Source organism: Syntrophorhabdales bacterium, from assembly GCA_035541455.1.
Lineage (GTDB): Bacteria > Desulfobacterota > Syntrophorhabdia > Syntrophorhabdales > WCHB1-27 > JADGQN01.
This window is the reverse complement of record DATKNH010000124.1, coordinates 1-15,766: the sequence shown is the minus strand read 5'-3', so window position 1 is coordinate 15,766 and position 15,766 is coordinate 1. Positions and strand designations below refer to the sequence as shown.

General features: G+C 53.1%; 16 protein-coding genes. 6 read left to right on the top strand and 10 right to left on the bottom strand.

What is annotated here, in order from left to right; genetic code table 11:
* Positions 1 to 2 precede the first annotated feature (2 nt).
* Together VMT71_13565 and VMT71_13560 are read left to right on the top strand one after the other, a co-directional pair.
* A complete protein-coding gene (locus tag VMT71_13565) occupies positions 3 to 716 on the top strand; it encodes an ABC transporter ATP-binding protein (protein ID HVN24995.1) in 714 nt (237 codons plus the stop codon).
* Between the two features lie 423 nt (positions 717 to 1,139).
* Positions 1,140 to 1,448, top strand: coding sequence for a hypothetical protein (locus VMT71_13560; protein ID HVN24994.1), 309 nt, complete (start codon positions 1,140 to 1,142; stop codon positions 1,446 to 1,448).
* A gap of 30 nt (positions 1,449 to 1,478) precedes the next feature.
* On the opposite strand, the gene VMT71_13555 is transcribed toward VMT71_13560, so the two are convergent.
* Entirely contained in the window at positions 1,479 to 2,405 is a 927-nt protein-coding gene (locus VMT71_13555; protein HVN24993.1) for a TraB/GumN family protein, read from the bottom strand.
* Positions 2,402 to 3,394: an amidohydrolase family protein gene (locus tag VMT71_13550; protein HVN24992.1), complete on the bottom strand. Its 993-nt coding sequence runs from the start codon at positions 3,392 to 3,394 to the stop codon at positions 2,402 to 2,404. The genes VMT71_13555 and VMT71_13550 overlap by 4 nt, the downstream gene beginning before the upstream one ends.
* 200 nt (positions 3,395 to 3,594) lie before the next feature.
* Here VMT71_13550 and VMT71_13545 point away from each other — a divergent pair, with 200 nt between their 5' ends.
* Complete coding sequence (locus VMT71_13545) at positions 3,595 to 4,590, top strand: tripartite tricarboxylate transporter substrate binding protein (GenBank protein HVN24991.1); 996 nt, start codon at positions 3,595 to 3,597, stop codon at positions 4,588 to 4,590.
* Between the two features lie 92 nt (positions 4,591 to 4,682).
* On the opposite strand, the gene VMT71_13540 is transcribed toward VMT71_13545, so the two are convergent.
* The 5 genes from VMT71_13540 to gyrA all read right to left on the bottom strand — a co-directional run bounded on the left by VMT71_13540 (position 4,683) and on the right by gyrA (position 10,844).
* Positions 4,683 to 5,660, bottom strand: a complete 978-nt coding sequence (locus VMT71_13540) for a tripartite tricarboxylate transporter substrate binding protein (protein ID HVN24990.1) — start codon at positions 5,658 to 5,660, stop codon at positions 4,683 to 4,685.
* The gene (locus VMT71_13535; GenBank protein HVN24989.1) at positions 5,657 to 6,640 is read right to left on the bottom strand and encodes a tripartite tricarboxylate transporter substrate binding protein; all 984 of its coding nucleotides are present in this window, start codon (positions 6,638 to 6,640) and stop codon (positions 5,657 to 5,659) included. Before VMT71_13535 ends, VMT71_13540 begins: the two co-directional genes overlap by 4 nt.
* 89 nt (positions 6,641 to 6,729) lie before the next feature.
* Complete coding sequence (locus tag VMT71_13530; protein HVN24988.1) at positions 6,730 to 7,416, bottom strand: DUF1638 domain-containing protein; 687 nt, start codon at positions 7,414 to 7,416, stop codon at positions 6,730 to 6,732.
* A 19-nt stretch (positions 7,417 to 7,435) separates the two neighbouring features.
* A complete protein-coding gene (locus VMT71_13525) occupies positions 7,436 to 8,425 on the bottom strand; it encodes an NAD(P)H-dependent glycerol-3-phosphate dehydrogenase (protein ID HVN24987.1) in 990 nt (329 codons plus the stop codon).
* Position 8,426: 1 nt separating this feature from the next.
* Positions 8,427 to 10,844: a DNA gyrase subunit A gene (gene gyrA / locus VMT71_13520; protein ID HVN24986.1), complete on the bottom strand. Its 2,418-nt coding sequence runs from the start codon at positions 10,842 to 10,844 to the stop codon at positions 8,427 to 8,429.
* Positions 10,845 to 11,032: 188 nt separating this feature from the next.
* Here gyrA and VMT71_13515 point away from each other — a divergent pair, with 188 nt between their 5' ends.
* From VMT71_13515 to VMT71_13505, 3 genes are all read left to right on the top strand, one after another.
* Positions 11,033 to 11,347, top strand: a complete 315-nt coding sequence (locus VMT71_13515) for a hypothetical protein (protein HVN24985.1) — start codon at positions 11,033 to 11,035, stop codon at positions 11,345 to 11,347.
* On the top strand, positions 11,344 to 12,078 hold the full coding sequence (gene truA, locus VMT71_13510; GenBank protein HVN24984.1) for a tRNA pseudouridine(38-40) synthase TruA: 735 nt from the start codon (positions 11,344 to 11,346) through the stop codon (positions 12,076 to 12,078). Before VMT71_13515 ends, truA begins: the two co-directional genes overlap by 4 nt.
* An 84-nt stretch (positions 12,079 to 12,162) precedes the next feature.
* A complete protein-coding gene (locus VMT71_13505) occupies positions 12,163 to 12,900 on the top strand; it encodes a FliA/WhiG family RNA polymerase sigma factor (GenBank protein HVN24983.1) in 738 nt (245 codons plus the stop codon).
* A 59-nt stretch (positions 12,901 to 12,959) separates the two neighbouring features.
* Here VMT71_13505 and VMT71_13500 read toward each other — a convergent pair whose 3' ends face one another.
* The 3 genes from VMT71_13500 to VMT71_13490 all read right to left on the bottom strand — a co-directional run bounded on the left by VMT71_13500 (position 12,960) and on the right by VMT71_13490 (position 15,608).
* On the bottom strand, positions 12,960 to 14,738 hold the full coding sequence (locus VMT71_13500) for an IS1634 family transposase (GenBank protein HVN24982.1): 1,779 nt from the start codon (positions 14,736 to 14,738) through the stop codon (positions 12,960 to 12,962).
* Between the two features lie 216 nt (positions 14,739 to 14,954).
* Positions 14,955 to 15,092, bottom strand: a complete 138-nt coding sequence (locus VMT71_13495) for a type II toxin-antitoxin system PemK/MazF family toxin (protein HVN24981.1) — start codon at positions 15,090 to 15,092, stop codon at positions 14,955 to 14,957.
* Between the two features lie 90 nt (positions 15,093 to 15,182).
* Positions 15,183 to 15,608 (bottom strand): DUF86 domain-containing protein, encoded by a 426-nt coding sequence (locus VMT71_13490; protein HVN24980.1) that lies wholly within the window; start codon positions 15,606 to 15,608, stop codon positions 15,183 to 15,185.
* Positions 15,609 to 15,766: the final 158 nt, after the last annotated feature.

Genomic DNA, 15,766 nt, shown 5'->3' with positions numbered 1-15,766 from the left:
GTATGCTGTCTGTAGAAAAACTGAGTGTCTATTATGGCGGAATCCAGGCGCTCAAGGAGGTTTCCTTAGAAGTAAGAGACGGGGAGATCGTGAGCGTATTGGGGGCAAACGGTGCGGGTAAATCGACTCTCCTCATGAGCATTTCCGGAATCCTGCCTTCACGGCAGGGAAAAATAGTCTTCGATCAGAAAAACATCACGCGGCACAGCCCCAGCTCTATAGTTCGCGTCGGTATCTGCCAGGTACCGGAAGGACGTGATGTTTTCAAGTCTCTCTCCACGTTTGATAACCTGCGCATGGGAACCTATCACCACTATAGAAAAAGTTCGAAAAGCTTAATCGCCGAGGATCTGGAGCGCGTCTACTCGCTCTTCCCTATCCTCAAACAACGCCATAGCCAGATGGCAGGAACCTTGAGCGGGGGCGAGCAGCAGATGCTTGCCATCGGGCGAGGCCTTATGGCCCGCCCGAAACTGATGATGCTCGACGAACCTTCGCTTGGACTCGCGCCCATTGTCGTTGAGGAGATTTTCAGGATTTTGCGTGAGCTTAATTCACTGGGCATTACGCTTCTGTTGATCGAGCAGAACGCACGGGCAGCGCTGAAAATAGCTACCCGTGGCTACGTGATGGAAACAGGGAAGGTAACAATGGAGGGCAGGGCAGAGGAGTTGCTGGAGAATGAACATGTAGTATCCGCCTACCTCGGCGGCTGACGCGGTGCCGGTTTGGCTTCAAGCGCATACCTTCGTTGCCCTTCGGCCCTGTTATTGCTCAGCGTACTGCAGTACGCTTCAGTATCCAAGGCCTCGGTTCGCCTCGGTCTGCATCTTGAATCCAAGCCGGCACGCCGACGTAGACTTACGATACTGCGTCCAGGTCTCGAGATTGAATCCAAGCCAACATGATGTTCCCTCTCTAATAGGAAAAGCGGTGGAGTGATGCTAATTCCTAAGGCTTAGCTCTTTAGGGTCTATGCGCACACGTGTAGCATGGGAATAAGATTGCGCAAAGCCTTGTCCTGCAAGGGCCGGATTACTCTTGGGTCGAGGCGCCTTTTTTTCCCGATTAGATACCTTGGTTGACAAGTTCAAAAAGTGGGAGTATAGTTCTTTGTAGTTATGAACGTGAATGTCATAGTGCTAAACGTATTTCATGGTTACGGGGTCGCAGAGGCTGGGGATCGCTCAAGAGGCCGCGATGAATTCTTCGGTCAAACAGCTGGACACCTTCAGACGCCGACTCCCGAACAGGTGATCGAACTCGTTCCGCAGGACGGAAGCTGGGCGGAAAGAGGCGGTGCAAAGCCTCTACGATCAACTATCTATGGCGAAGCGGGTGAGCCGAAGGTTCTCCATGCGTCGCCTGGCGTCGCGACCTATGACCAAGCCGGAAAAGTCCGTTATTCGACCCTCGATAAGGGGCTTCGCGTCAACATCACCGCATAAGGACTCTGTTCGACTCTCCTAAGAATAATTTCAGAACTGCTCGACAGTATAACCCTTCTCTTTGAGCAGCCTGACAATACCTCTATCACCTACCAGGTGGCCTGCTCCCACCACGACAAGGTAGGATTCCTTTGTCTTCAGGTAGCCCTCGATGGTCGAAACCATGCCTTTGTTCCGGTCTTCCAGGAGTCTCTTGAAGATCGGCTCCAGTCTGCGGTCTTCCTTTATTGCCTTCGTCATGATGGCTTCAAGTTGGTTTGCGTTACCGGTTGACCAGGCTTTCACGAGGCAGGCGGTTTCTTCGTCCAGGACGTTGAGATCTTTGAGCGTATAAACCAGGAAGAGTTCCTGATCTTTATCAGGAAGGCCCGACAGAAGGCTGATCTGTTGGTCTATACTTTCCAGTTCGAGTATTTTTTTTGAACCTTGAGCCTTAGAAAGAAAGTAGGAGTCGATCCCATGCGCCGGGTCAAATCCCAGTCGGGCGAGTTCGAGCGCTTCCAACGTGAGAGCAAGAAACCAGGGCTTCTGTCTGGCCACGAGCTCAAGAGGTAGCCCGAGCTTGCCGGTCTCTTTCTGGACCAATTCGTAGGTCTGGGCTGACACGTGATTCTGCAGCGTGTCGTTGTCAGGGTATAGTGCCTTCGGCAACAGTGTTTCAATCTTGAGTTTGCCCGGATCACTGACGTCAGCCTCGACCACCAGATAGCTCGACTGTGCAAATGCTTTTTCGATCACGGGGTTCAGGGGATAGTTCTCCTGCTTGAGAAAATGGATTGAGCCAAGAAGATAGAGAGTCGATGTCTTGGACTGCACCTTCCACAGAAAACTTTTTCCTTCCTGGGCCAAGCCCCTATCTACATCAAGAATGCTCCCAACGAGGCAAAGGACCAGGAGAAGAAAGAGCCAGCCGGAGAATTGTTTCCGCATCAGCGTAGCATTATGCCGTCGAGTCACAGTTTTAGAAGCCTCCGTGCATTACCTTCGAATATCTTCTGCTTGGACGCATCGGAGGCGCTCATCTTCTCGATGGCATCGATAGTCTGCTTGACCGAAAGGCGTCCGTTCTGGATATCGTATGGCAGATCCGTACCGAAGAGTATATGGTCTTCTCCGAAAAATTCCAGCGCCAGATTGAGCGCGGAAGGGTTTCCGTTCAAAGCCGTGTCGTTATAAAACATCCGCAGATACTCGATCGGGTGTTTTGTGAGGCCGGGATAATGCTTTGCACCCAGGCGTTCCAGCCCGTTATTGTAATGCACGATGATCCTTTCTCTGAAATAGGGAACGAGTGCACCGCAATGATGGGTGATGAACTTGATATTGGGGAATTTTTCTAAGATGCCGGCGAACACGAGCCGTACCATCGCAGCGGTTGTGTCAAAAGGCCAGCCGAATATTGAAAAAATCTGATTGTAGGAAACCGTCTCGGCAGCGAAATCGGGTTGACTGGAGCTGCGCATCGGGTGGATCCATATGGGCAGATCGTACCCTGACATAAGCTCATAGAGGGGCATCATTTCGTCCGTGCTCAACGGCTTACCCAGGACGCGCGTGTGCACCTGTACGCCTTTGAAGCCGAGTGTCTTGATTGCCCTTTCGGCCTCTTTCAGGGTAGCGTCCATGTCATTCAGGGGAAGATTTGCTATGGCGGTGATGTATTTTTTGGGATTATGCGCGACCAGTTCTGCCATTTCGTCGTTGCAGATCTTTGCCATTTCCACGGCTTCCTTGGGGCCAACGATCTCCTCGACAGGAGGCATGGTGGCGGAGAGCACCTCAACGACGTCAGGAAACTCCTCCAGGATACGCAGCCTCATCTCATGGTCGGTTAAGGCAGGCCTCCTGTCCTGAACGGCTTTTTCAGTGGCGAACTTGTCTGAATGCTTGTAAAGGAGCGTTTTGTACCGCTCGGGCATCACGTGCGTGTAGATATCGATCTTCATAGCGTATCCTCCTCTATTTCCCAGTATGTCATCACTGGATAGGTCGATCTTCAGCTCGGCTCTCTACGCAGAGCAGGAAGGCGGATCTGTGCGATAAGCTTTGCACCACCATGCCGCCAGTGTCAAGGAGAATTTATTGACTTGACATGAGCTGGTTGCCGCTGATACTGTTGGGCTAACTTTTACAATTGAGGTGGAGCGTGAGACGAAGGTTCAGCACGAAGAAACGAGTCCTAGCACAAACAGCATTCCTCTCTCTGGTCCTGATTTTTTCTGCAGCAATCACGGGCGCGGCAGATTACCCGGTGAAGCCGATTGAGCTTCTCTGTCCTTACACGGCAGGGGCTTCCATAGATATCATGGCCAGACTGATTGCAGACATAGCGCCGACGTACATCGGCCAGCCGATTGCCGTGATAAATAAACCTGGAGCGGGCGGAAGTCTGGCTGCGGCCGAGGTAATCAGCGCCAAGCCGGATGGCTACAAACTGGTAACTCTCGGCCAGGGGTTTTTTGCCATCACTACCAAGACACAAAAGATACCCTTCGATCCGAATGAACTGGAGCCCATAGCCAATTTCATGGCATGGAGGCTTGCCATGATGGTGCGGGCTGACTCTCCATGGAAGAGCCTCAATGATCTTCTCAGCTACGGAAAGAAGAATCAGGGACAGCTGAACTGGGCGCATTCCGGCAGGGGGACCCCGCCCCACATAATCGCGGTTGACATATTCAAGAAGGCGGGCGTTCAAGCAACGGATGTACCCTACAAAGGCAGTCCCGAAGCCTTATCGGCCTTGCTCGGAGGACATATCCAGGCCGCAAGTCTTCCTTATGGTACGGTGAGTGATCAGGTCAAGGCGGGAAAGGTACGGCCGCTGGCCTTTTACAGCGAGAAGAGGTACGCAGATCAGCCGAACGTGCCGTGCATCGTTGAGCTTGGTTTTCCTGACGCAGCGAAACTGATGACGTACGTCGCAATCTATGTCCGTAAGGATACGCCTGGCAGCATAAAGAGCTATCTTACCGCTGCCTCAAAAAAGATCTATGACGATCCCAGGTTCAAACGGCTTCCTGAGATAGGCGGGGAAGATCCTCAGTTCGGCGGACCCGAGTTCGTGAGACAGACCATACGCAACGCAGAAGAAGTCGGCGTACCTATACTCAAAGAAATCGGCCTCTACGTGGGCAAGTAATACCGATTACCCCTAAAGCGCATACCTTCGTTGGGCGACCCGGGAAGAAAAGTTTGGGAGCGCCTCGGTCTCCACTTTATGGCTGATCGGTATTATTTTTCTGCTTCTCTGGGTATTTTAAGCTCCTGAACCAAACGGCCGATACGTACGTTCGCTTCTCTCAGGTATTTAGTGGTGTCGGCTGAGTTCCTGTACACGGGCTCAAATTCGAGTTTTGTTACGAGACTGACGAATTCCGGGTCAGCCATTGTCTGATGGAACGTCTTATCAAGCTTGTCGATAATGGGCTGAGGCGTTCCTTTCGGAGCGGCGATCACAAAGACCGTTTCATTGAAGTAATCGTATCCCAGTTCTTTGAGAGTCGGTACATCCGGAAAACTCTTGGCCCGCCGCTCACCCACGTTTGCCAGCAGTCTCAGCGTACCGTCCTTCACGTAGGGGATGCATTCGCCTGAGCCAAGCTGTGCCGATACGTGGCCTCCGAGCAATGCCATAAAAGCAGGCATGGTCCCCTGATAAGGAACATGGGTCCATTTAATTCCACCCTCCTGCCTGGCGACATACTCCATGGCCATGTGCATCGGCGACCCGACGCCTAACGTGGCGTAGGTGACCTTCCCCGGGTTCTTCTTGGCGTACTCAATAAGCTCTTTGAGAGACTTCCAGGGGGAATCCGATTTTACGACTAGCGAGGTGAGTACCGGCGCAGCAAAGTGCATGATGGGTGTAACATCATCCCACTTGTAGGGCACGGTCTTGAACAGCGGAACCCTGACCAATGCCGTGCTTGAAGTGCCCATGAGGTAATAGCCGTCGGCCGGCTTCCTGGCCCCCAGCGTCACAGCCACCGCGCCGCTGCCGCCGCCGTTATTCAAGGGAACAACAGGTTGGCCCAGTATCTTCTCGGCTTTGCTCGCGAGCATTCTGTGTGTTAAGTCCCCTGTGGCGCCCGGCGCCCAGCCGATCAGGAGCTCGATGGGTTTAGCAGGATAGGGCGCCTGGCCCCAGAGCGAACCTGCGAGGGTAACAGGAATAAGGCATACGATTACTACGGTGAGAAAACGTTTCATTTCTTCTCTTCCTCTCTTGGTATCTTCAGCTCGCGAATCAACTTTCCGATACGGCTGTGGGCATCTTCAAGGTACTTTTTCGTGTCGGCCGAGTTCCTGTAGGAAGGCTCCATTTCCAGTTTTGCGAGCAATCCGTTAAACTCGGGATCGGCCATGCTTTTGTGAAAGGCGTTGTCCAGCTTGTCTATGATTGCCTGGGGCGTTCCCTTGGGAGCGGCAAACATGAAGACTGTTTCATTAAACGTATCGTACCCGAGCTCTCGCAGGGTCGGCACATCCGGAAAGGTCTTGACGCGTTTCTCACTGATCGTGGCGAGCAGCCTGACCTTGCCTTCCTTTATGTAGGGGACGCATTCAGCAGCTCCTGCCTGCGCGGTGACATGATTTCCGAGCAGTGCCATGAAGGCGGGCATAGTGCCTGGATAGGGCACGTGCGTCCATTTTATCCCTTCCTGTTTGGCGATGTACTCCATTGCCATGTGCATGGGTGATCCCACTCCGGTGGTGCTGTACGTCACTTTCCCGGGATTCTTTCTGGCGTACTCGACCAGGTCCTTCACCGCCTTAAAGGGCGAATCAGCCCGGACCACGAGCGATGTGAGGATGGGTGTTGCGAAGTGCATGATCGGCGTGAGGTCGTCCCATTTGTACGGCACCGTTCTGAATTGCGGAATTCTCACGAGACCCGTGCTGGCGCACCCCGCGATAAAATAGCCATCCGGCTGCTTCGTGGCTACGATGGCCACAGCCACGGAACTGCCGCCACCACCGTTATTGGTGATCACCATGGGCTGGCCTAGGATCTTCTCGGCTTTGCCCGCAAGGAAACGTTCGGACACATCGACAATCCCGCCCGGCCCATATCCGATAAGAACGTCGATTTGTTTTGCCGGGTAAGCGCTTTGACTCCCTGCCGGCGTTACGAGCACAGCCAAGAGCATGCATCCGAGTAGCGCTGTCAAATATAGATTCGTTCGCATGAAACACCTCACGGTATGGATTCTAATCCCTGCGTGTTTGGGCAGCGTATGCTTAAGCGCAGCGAACCGCACTGAAAAAAGAATTGCTTTCATATCTGGCTGGCCTGAGCTTGACGGTATGACTCCAGGAGGCTGTCAAGGGTAATTTCCTGGCCAGGTTCCATCTGGACGAACTCATTGTCATAAGGTCCAGTGAGCAGCTTCTGGAAAAGTCTTTGAGAGCCCTCGACCACTTTGTGGCAAAGGCCGAGCGTTGTTGCCAGCTCTTCTGTTCTGGGTCGAAGCCGCTCAAGGTCGTAAGCGCCCGTGTCGATCAATGTCAGGTGGCGGTAGCTCTTGAGCATGGCGTGCATCACTTTAAGCGCGCGCTGCAGGCCAAATTTTTTAACGCAATAGGTGTATTCTTCGGCGAGATTGTTCTCAGATTCCAGCCAGCCCCTCGTGAGGTAATAACTACACGTCTCCTTGGAGAGCGTTCTTCTCCTCTCCGCCGAGCCGAGGAGCACTGATATACAGTCCTCGACTTTGGGAAAGACAAGTCGTGCGTGCTCCGACTTGATGCCGACGAGGGCATTGCCGCAGTAACCAAAGGCGAGGATGATCGTCGACACGTTGCTTATTCTCGAAATAGCCGACTGGATCTGTTCCCTCAACTTCTCCGGCTTGGTGTGGAGTTTCGAATCGATCCAGAGAACCGGATGGGTCGCACCCGTAGCTTTTATGGCGAGGTTCAACTCGTCGGCAATAGTGTTGCAGGCGATAATGATGCTGCTCATGAAAACACGCCACCACTCATCAAGCTTCTTCTTCCTTGTAGACTCGCCCGGTTATGTCTTCCAGAGATGCGCGTATGTCTTTATTCAGGTAAACGATGCGATATAGTTCTTCAGTGATGGGCATCTCTACGCTGCGAGCCTTTGAGAGCCTGTAGGTTGCGTCGATCGTGTAGTAGCCTTCGACAACACTCTTCTGGCCTGCCACTATTTCCGACGCCTTTCTCCCGGCTGCCAGGTCAATGCCGAACTGGCGGTTCCGGCTCAAAGGGCCGGTGCAGGTGAGAACCAGGTCGCCGATACCAGAGAGACCCATGAACGTAGCGTCCCTGGCACCGAGAGCTTTGCCCAGCCGACGTATCTCGGCGAGCGCCCGCGTGATGTAAGCTGCCTGGGTATTGCTCCCGAGCTTCAACCCTTCAATCATGCCTGCGCCAATCGCCATAACGTTCTTGAGAGCCCCTCCCAGTTCCACGCCGACAACGTCCTCACTCGTATAGACGCGAAGCCTCGCATCATGGAGCATCTCTTGAAAATAGACTGCAACCTGTTTGTTCCGTGAAGCAATGACGACTGCCGTGTGAGCTCCCTTGGCCACTTCCCGTGCAAACGAAGGCCCGGAAAGAACCGCGACAGCGGTTTCCGGTCCGAGTACCTTCGTAACCACTTCGCTCACCCTGGAGAAGGTGTCCGTTTCCAACCCCTTTGTGAGGATCAGTATCTTCTTGCCGGTAAGATACGGTGCAGACTGCTGAACCACGGATCGCAGCGCAAAGGATGGTGTCGCGAGGAGGATGCTGTCGGAAGATTCTGCAGCCTCTCGCAGCAGGTGCGTGCACGTAACGTCCTCAGGAACAGAGATCCCCTGGAGAAAATACGTGTTCTCTCTTGTGCGGTTGATTATTTCGCAGAGTTCGGACTCGTACGCCCACAGAACAGGATGCGCGCCCTTGCGGGCGAGGTGGATAGCACACGCGGTTCCCCAGGCGCCGCTACCAATGACTGCGACCACATTACTCCTCACCTATCGAGCCCACGCCCCTGATCTTCTCGTCTCCGGCAAGGTCCATCACTTTGACGCCGAGACCGCCGCGGTTATGTTCAGTGACAGTCTCAAGATTGAACCTGATCGTTCTGCCGGAATCGGTGACCAGGATGATCTCGTCTTTTGGCCCCACACGTTTCACACGGACCACATCGCCGTTCTTCGGGCCGCATTTCACGTTGATGATTCCTGTGCCGCCCCTTGCCTGAATTTTGTACTTGGAGCAGGCCACCAGCTTTCCGTAACCCTTTTCCGTAACCGTGAAGAGCCAGCACGACGCGTCAACAACTTCAGCCGATGCGACCTCATCTCCCTTGCGTAGGCGGATGCCGCGCACTCCATAGGCGGTTCTTCCCATCGGTCGTATCTGCGTCTCGTTGAAATGTATGGACATGCCTTTCCTGGTCGCCAGGGATACCTCCTGTTTCGGCTCGAGAGGAAGCACATCGATGAGGTCATCATCTTCCGGCAGATAGATAACCTTGATGCCGGAGAACCTCACATTGCTCAGGTCGGCGAGGCTGATTTTTTTGACGTGTCCCTTTTTAGTCACGAGAAACAGATACTTATCCTCGGGAAAGTCTTTCACGTGGGTGACGGCCGTGATACGCTCGTCGGTGTCGGTCCTGACCACGTAGCCCAGCTGCTTTCCTTTTGACGAGAGGGGCGCCTCCGGTATCGTATGCACCTTACGCACGTAGGCCTTGCCCTTGCTGGTAAAGAAAATCATGTAGGAGTGCGTCGAAGCTATGTAGAGGTGATCCACAAAATCTTCTTCCTTCACGATGATGCCGAGCCTGCCCTTGCCGCCCCGCATCTGCTGCTTGTACTGGTCAAGGGAGGTTCTCTTGATATAGCCCCCGTACGTGAGGGTAACCACGACCTCCTCTTCTTTGATCATGTCCTCGATGGTGATCTCCGGGAGTTGATCGACGATCTGCGTGAGCCTCTCGTCCCCGTACTTCTCCTTTATTTCTGTCAATTCTTCTTTAATGAGCTTCATCAGCAGCGGCTCGTTCGCGAGTATCTCTTTGAGCCGCTTGATCTCGGCCGCGGTCGCTTTGTGCTCCTCCAGAATCTTGTTCCGCTCGAGGGAAGTCAGGCGGGCAAGACGCATATCCAGGATGTTCTGCGCCTGCCTTTCTGAGAACTTGAAGCGTGCGATCAGGGCTGTTTTGGCTTCTTCCGTATTCTTGGATTTCTTTATGATCGCCACGACTTCATCGATGTGTTCCAGGGCAATCTTCTGTCCTTCGAGGATGTGCAGCCGATCCTCAGCCTTTTTCAGTTCGAAGGCGGATCTCTTGGTCACCACCTCTTTTCTGAAATCGACGAACTGCTGGATCATTTCCTTGAGGTTGAGGAGCTTCGGCTCGTTGTTGACGATCGTCAGAAAGATTATGCCGAAGGTGGTTTGCATCTGCGTGTGCTTATAGAGCTTGTTCAGGATAGGCTCGGCAAACTCATTGCGCTTCAGCTCTATGACTATCCGGATGCCCTCCCGCGACGATTCGTCGCGTATGGTAGAGACGCCGTCGATCTTCTTCTCATTGATGAGCTCGACGATGTTCTCTATCAATCGTGCTTTGTTTACCTGGTAGGGGAGCTGCGTAATGATGATGGACTCTCGTCCGTCCTTTTTTCCTTTCTCAATGTTCGCTGTGGCCCTCAGCAGAATGTGCCCCTTGCCGGTTTGGTATGCTTCCCTTATGCCATCGCGGCCGTAGATGATGGCCTCTGTGGGGAAATCGGGACCGGGAATGAGGCGCATGACCTCGCCTATTGTGATATCCGGGTCGTCTATGTAAGCGATAGTTCCGTCGATCACCTCTCGCAGGTTGTGCGGCGGTATATTGGTAGCCATACCCACGGCAATCCCGGATGAGCCATTAACCAGAAGGCTCGGAACTCTCGAGGGCAGCACAATGGGTTCCTGCAGCGACTCGTCATAATTGGGTCTGAAGAGAACAGTCTCTTTCTCTATGTCTTTGAGTATTTCCTCTGCGATCTTCGAGAGCCGTACTTCCGTGTAACGCATTGCCGCGGGCGGGTCGCCGTCGATGGAGCCGAAATTCCCCTGCCCGTCGATTAAGGGGTAACGCATCGAGAAATCCTGCGCCATTCGGGCGATGGCGTCGTAGACTGCCTGGTCTCCGTGCGGATGGTACTTGCCGATGACGTCGCCCACGATCCTTGCCGATTTCTTATACGGTTTGTCATGGGTATTGTTGAGCTCGTACATTGCGAAGAGGATGCGCCTGTGAACAGGCTTCAGTCCGTCTCTCGCATCAGGGAGGGCCCTGCCGATGATGGTGCTCATGGCATAATCGAGATAGGACCTTCGCATTTCATCTTCTATGGGGATAACGACCGCTGTCGGGGTCATGCACAAGCCTCCTTCGCAATGTCAAAAGCAGCAATCAGCAGTCGGTGCAAAGCGGAAGGTCCGCCCGGCAGCCGGTTCATTTGTGTCCTTCTCCCTGCTGACAGTCTACGGTGGGATACCTAATTTTCGCCCTTATTTTACCACAACTACCAAGGCGTTGACAATTCTGCGTACATCGGTGAGAATAGATGATCATGAAGTATCTGATTGTCTGTCTGACACTCTTTTTTCTGTTGGCCGGCTGCAACGCTTACGAGAAAGAGAACAAGAGCCTGCAAGAAGAGCTGAGGCTGCTTCGGGAAGAGAATAATTACCTCAAGGCGGAAATCGTTGGCCTGAAGAAAGAAGCCGATGCCCTAAGAGTGATGCTCAAGGAAGAACGGGAGACGGCATCCAAAAAAATCCAGGAAGAAGTTCAGGCTGCAAAGAAGGCACAGGAAGAGCAGAACGGTAAGAAAAAGCCTGCCGACACTAAACAACCCGCCAAAAAGAAAAGTCAGTGAGAAATATAGCTCTCGTGCTTGCTTACGATGGCACCAACTATCACGGCTGGCAACGGCAGCCCGCGGTTGTCACCGTGGAGCAGAAGATGGGGGAGGCCCTACGAAGAATTCTCAATCATGACATCAAGATGCACGCTGGCGCCCGCACCGACAGCGGTGTGCACGCGATGGGCCAGGTTATAAACTTCTTCACGGAAAAAGAGATAGCCCTGCAAAATCTTTCGAGAGGATTGAACAGCATTCTCCCGCGTGACATACGGGTAATGCGCTCTCGAGACGAAAGAGAAGATTTTCACGCCCGTTACTCGGCCCGACGCAAGACCTATGTGTACTGTATACTTAATGAGCCCTCAAATTCGCCCTTCCTCTCCCGGTATGTGCTTCACTGGCCTCACGCGCTGGATATCGATGCCATGAAAGAAGGCGTGGGATGGGTCGTTGGTGAACATGACTTCAGCGCCTTCAAGAAGAAAGACGAGTTGTACAAGAGCACGGTAAGAGAAATAACACAAGCACTGGTACTAAAACGGGCGGGCATGATCTATATTATCCTGGAAGGCACAGGGTTTCTGCGCTATATGGTAAGGACCATCGCGGGCACGCTCATCCTCGCTGGCAGAGAAAAAATCAGACCCCCCGACATCAAAGAGATTCTGGAGTCGGGAGAACGTGAGAGAGCGGGGGAAACCCTGCCTGCGCACGGCCTCTTTCTTAAAAAGATCGCCTACTAGACCGCCGTCCCCAAAAGCTTATCTCGATCATCTGTCTGCCGATAATACCATAGTACAGTCGGTCCACGCGAAGATGAAGCTTTCATGAGAAGCAGAGCTTTCCCTACAACATTCGTTATCGATAGGGAAAAGACTATCGAAGAGATGATGCCCGTCATCAAGCATCTGGCCTATAAGATTTCTTATGGCTTCGATGATGACATGCTCACGGATGATCTCGTGTCCGCTGGAGTAATGGGGCTGCTCGAATCGCTTGACCGTTATGATCCGAGAAAAAATATAAAACTGAACACGTTCGCCTACTGGAGAATTCGCGGGGCCATGATAGACGAGCTCCGGCGTCGCGACTGGATACCCAAGAACACAAGATCGAAGGCGAAGAAGATCACGGAAACGATCCGTGACCTGGAATCGAAGCTGGGCCGCTACCCGGAAGAGGCCGAGATAGCGCAAGAGTTGGACATAAAACTGGAAGACTACCTTGCCATGCTTAAGGACTTCGGGAACTTAAGCGTTCTAAGCGTCGATGAATTGGCCGAGAAAACCGGGTTGCCACCGGACGAAATTACCCGCTACGCAACCGAAGAAGAGACTGACCCGGAGCAGCGCGCGGAATTGAAAGATATCGAACGCCTGCTGGGACGGGAAATTGAAAAGCTTTCTCCCCGTCAGCAACAGGTCCTGACGTTCTACTATTACGAAGACATGAATATGAAAGAAATAGCTGAGCTTCTCAAGATAACCGAGTCGAGAGTCTCCCAGATACACTCACAGGCGCTCTTAAACCTCAGATCGCGCTTCAAGCACAGCCCCGGTAATTAATTACAGCTCCTAGCCCAACTTCCGCAGTTATAAATTTCGAAGCGAGTAATTTCGGCGTGTTACGACAAATATCGGCCCATTTTCGCCACTACATTTTCAACAATTCTTGGTTTGTTTGGGAGCAGGAGTCTCATCCTCTGCAACAGGAGTTTGAGCTCTGGTGAGGCGGAGGCGGCGACGCGCAATCTGATGGTTCTCTCTTTTGCTGGAAGGAGCACATCCAGCGATCTGATCTCTCGCATCTCTTCCAAGAGTTTTCTGGGTGCAGTGCCGAGCCCGCACGTTTTCATCCACTGTTGCAATGTCCGCCAGAGGGCAAGCGAAAGAAAGCAGACGAGGATATGGGCCTGGGTTCGGTCTTGTTTTTGATGAAAGATCGGCCGCATCCCGAGATCGTGTTTTGCGGTGCGGAACGCATCTTCGACTTCGGTTAACTGGATGTAGGTGTCCCAGAGCGTCTTGGGATCAGGTTCCGTCCAGTTGGTTCGGAGGATATAGCTTCCTCCCGTTTCCAATGCCCAGGCGTAGCGTTCCTCATGCGTGGTGATGTCAATTGAGAGCCGGTCCTTCTTTGCTCTGACGGTCACGGTAAAGAGCGACGCTGCTCTGCTGTGTCGCTCGAGGAGTCGTCCGATCTGCCGCTCTACCTTCTGCCTATCTCTGAGCTTCCCCGCATCAGCGCGGTCTCTCAGTTTGTTGAGCTTACATTCAAGAGCAGATGCAAAGCGGTTCAGGATAGCGTTCTCTTTTTCCTTACGACCCTGTGAGCGGCAGAGGACAAACGTTTCATCAGTTCCTTCCAGCGAACGTACAAGACGCACCTCGACGCCGGGCCGTACTTCCTCCCATTGCTCACCAAGGAGTTGTTGTTCGAACTTCTTGAGGAGTGATCTGGGCGTGCCGACCACGTAGCGTGCTCCGTTCATACGCATGCATTCCAGATTGTCTTCACTCACCATGCCTCGGTCGAGCACCCAGATGCGGTGCGCTTTGCCGTACTTTGCCTCCATGATCTCAAGCATCTCCTGGGTGGTGGTCACATCGGGGCGGTTGCCATCGAAGATCTCAAAGGCGAGCGGTAATCCTTCTTTCGTTGCGACGATGCCAATGCAGATCTGAGGGCAGTCAGGGCGGCTGTCCCGGCTATAGCCCCTTCTGGCCTGCAGGTTGCCCGTAGCAGTCCCCTCAAAATAGGTAGACGTAATGTCATAGAAGAGGAAGTCGAAGGTGGCGCCGAAGAGTTCGCCGTAGCGTTGCTGGAGATAGGCGCAGAGCTCGTCCTTGTAGGGAAGAACAACATCGAGGGCGCGATACAGCCTGTCGTCATTGATCTTGTCGCCCGTCACACCGAGAAGATCATCCAGGGCCGTCTTGTCATACCACGACTCTGCAATCTGTAATTCGGAGGAGGGAGCACAGAACCGGGCAACAACGAGGATGCACGCCATCACCGACCAAGGGATCTCTTCCCGACCCTCCGGGAGATGCTTAGTGCAGAAGTCAGCAAAACCGAGCTTGTTCCACAGCAGAAGGCCCAGATAGACATCACCGAAATGGCGCAGGCGTTCTACCCTGACACGGTTCACATCGATGGTGGCCCACGACGGAGGCTCCTGCTCGTCTTCAAAGAGCTTTGGTTCTCGCGGCATGCCGCTCGCGATGCGGCGAATTTCTTCCCAACCGATTCTTTCTTCTTGATCGAGACCGGGTAGCTTGCCGATAGTCGCTACGGTCCTCTGTCGTGGTCCTCTCGCTGATCTCACCGACTCGACCAACGACCAGTACTCGTAGGTTTCTCCTCCCTTTGTTCTTTTGTTGCGGCGTAGATACATGCCCATAGTATCCGCTACAGAAAGGGCTCTGGCAAGAGTCTGGTCTCCACTACATTCGTTTTTAGAAAATGGATGTCGTGACTATTCGGCTTTTTGGAGAAAGGCTGCTCATTCTTTTAAAACTTCTACACTCACTGCGGAAGTTGGGCTAGTCGGAGTGTTGTCCGATACGCACGGCCTGCTGCGCCCCGCAGTGGAGGATCCGCGCGTCATCCTATTTGATCACACATCCAGAGCGAAGCGAAGCGCGTTGCGCACCTGAAGCAGTTTCTCTTTGGAAAGTTTTGTTATCAGTGCTCCAATGCTGTCCTTGGAGACAGTCTGGATGTGGTCTAAATTAATTACGCAGTCTTTAGGCATTCCGTCTTCCTCGCCGACGCCCTGCGGTCGAGGAAAGGCTGCGCCCGTGTTAATTGATCGTGTATACCGGCGATGTCGGAAGCGGGTTAATCAGGACCGGGGCGACGAGATGGCTACGAGGACCTGTTTCTTGAATTCTTCGAAATCCTTCAGATTGATCTTCACGTAAGAATAAACCAGCTCGTCATCCACGGCGGCGTATTCGTGGATGAGGATATTTCTGAGCCCTCTCATTTCTCTGAGAGTTTTGGCCATTTCTCTTGAGACGATTCGCTTCGCATTGAGCTTGCTGAAAAGGTCATTCTCGTCCGAGGGTAATCCGAGCTTCAGCCCCGTAACGAACATTTTGCAGATATCGATGATGCATTCGATGCAAAGCTGAAGCAACCTCTCGCAGCTCCGTTTCTTCTCGACGAGCTGATATTCGTCGAAGCTGGCTGGTGAAACTTCTCGCAATTCGGCAATGTAGGAATCGAGCTCCGCTACCTTGCTCAAGACGCGCTCCTTATCCACCACGATTCACCTCTTCAAGGTATTCCCGATAGATATGCTCGTAATGCGCAAATTCGCGGATGAAGGCAAACGCCACCTCATACAGCAGCTCAGTATTCGCTGCGTAGAGAACTCTGCCCTCCTTGAGCACCCTTCTTCTTATGTACAGTGGCAGCTGCTGA

Excerpts from the sequence above, each read along its gene's own strand:
- gyrA (HVN24986.1), bottom strand. The coding sequence starts at position 10,844 with ATGACCCCGACAGCGGTCGTTATCCCCATAGAAGATGAAATGCGAAGG.
- VMT71_13505 (HVN24983.1), top strand. The coding sequence starts at position 12,163 with ATGAGAAGCAGAGCTTTCCCTACAACATTCGTTATCGATAGGGAAAAG.
- VMT71_13500 (HVN24982.1), bottom strand. The coding sequence starts at position 14,738 with ATGGGCATGTATCTACGCCGCAACAAAAGAACAAAGGGAGGAGAAACC.
- VMT71_13530 (HVN24988.1), bottom strand. The coding sequence starts at position 7,416 with ATGAGCAGCATCATTATCGCCTGCAACACTATTGCCGACGAGTTGAAC.
- VMT71_13535 (HVN24989.1), bottom strand. The coding sequence starts at position 6,640 with ATGCGAACGAATCTATATTTGACAGCGCTACTCGGATGCATGCTCTTG.
- VMT71_13550 (HVN24992.1), bottom strand. The coding sequence starts at position 3,394 with ATGAAGATCGATATCTACACGCACGTGATGCCCGAGCGGTACAAAACG.
- VMT71_13540 (HVN24990.1), bottom strand. The coding sequence starts at position 5,660 with ATGAAACGTTTTCTCACCGTAGTAATCGTATGCCTTATTCCTGTTACC.
- VMT71_13565 (HVN24995.1), top strand. The coding sequence starts at position 3 with ATGCTGTCTGTAGAAAAACTGAGTGTCTATTATGGCGGAATCCAGGCG.
- VMT71_13495 (HVN24981.1), bottom strand. The coding sequence starts at position 15,092 with ATGCCTAAAGACTGCGTAATTAATTTAGACCACATCCAGACTGTCTCC.
- VMT71_13515 (HVN24985.1), top strand. The coding sequence starts at position 11,033 with ATGATCATGAAGTATCTGATTGTCTGTCTGACACTCTTTTTTCTGTTG.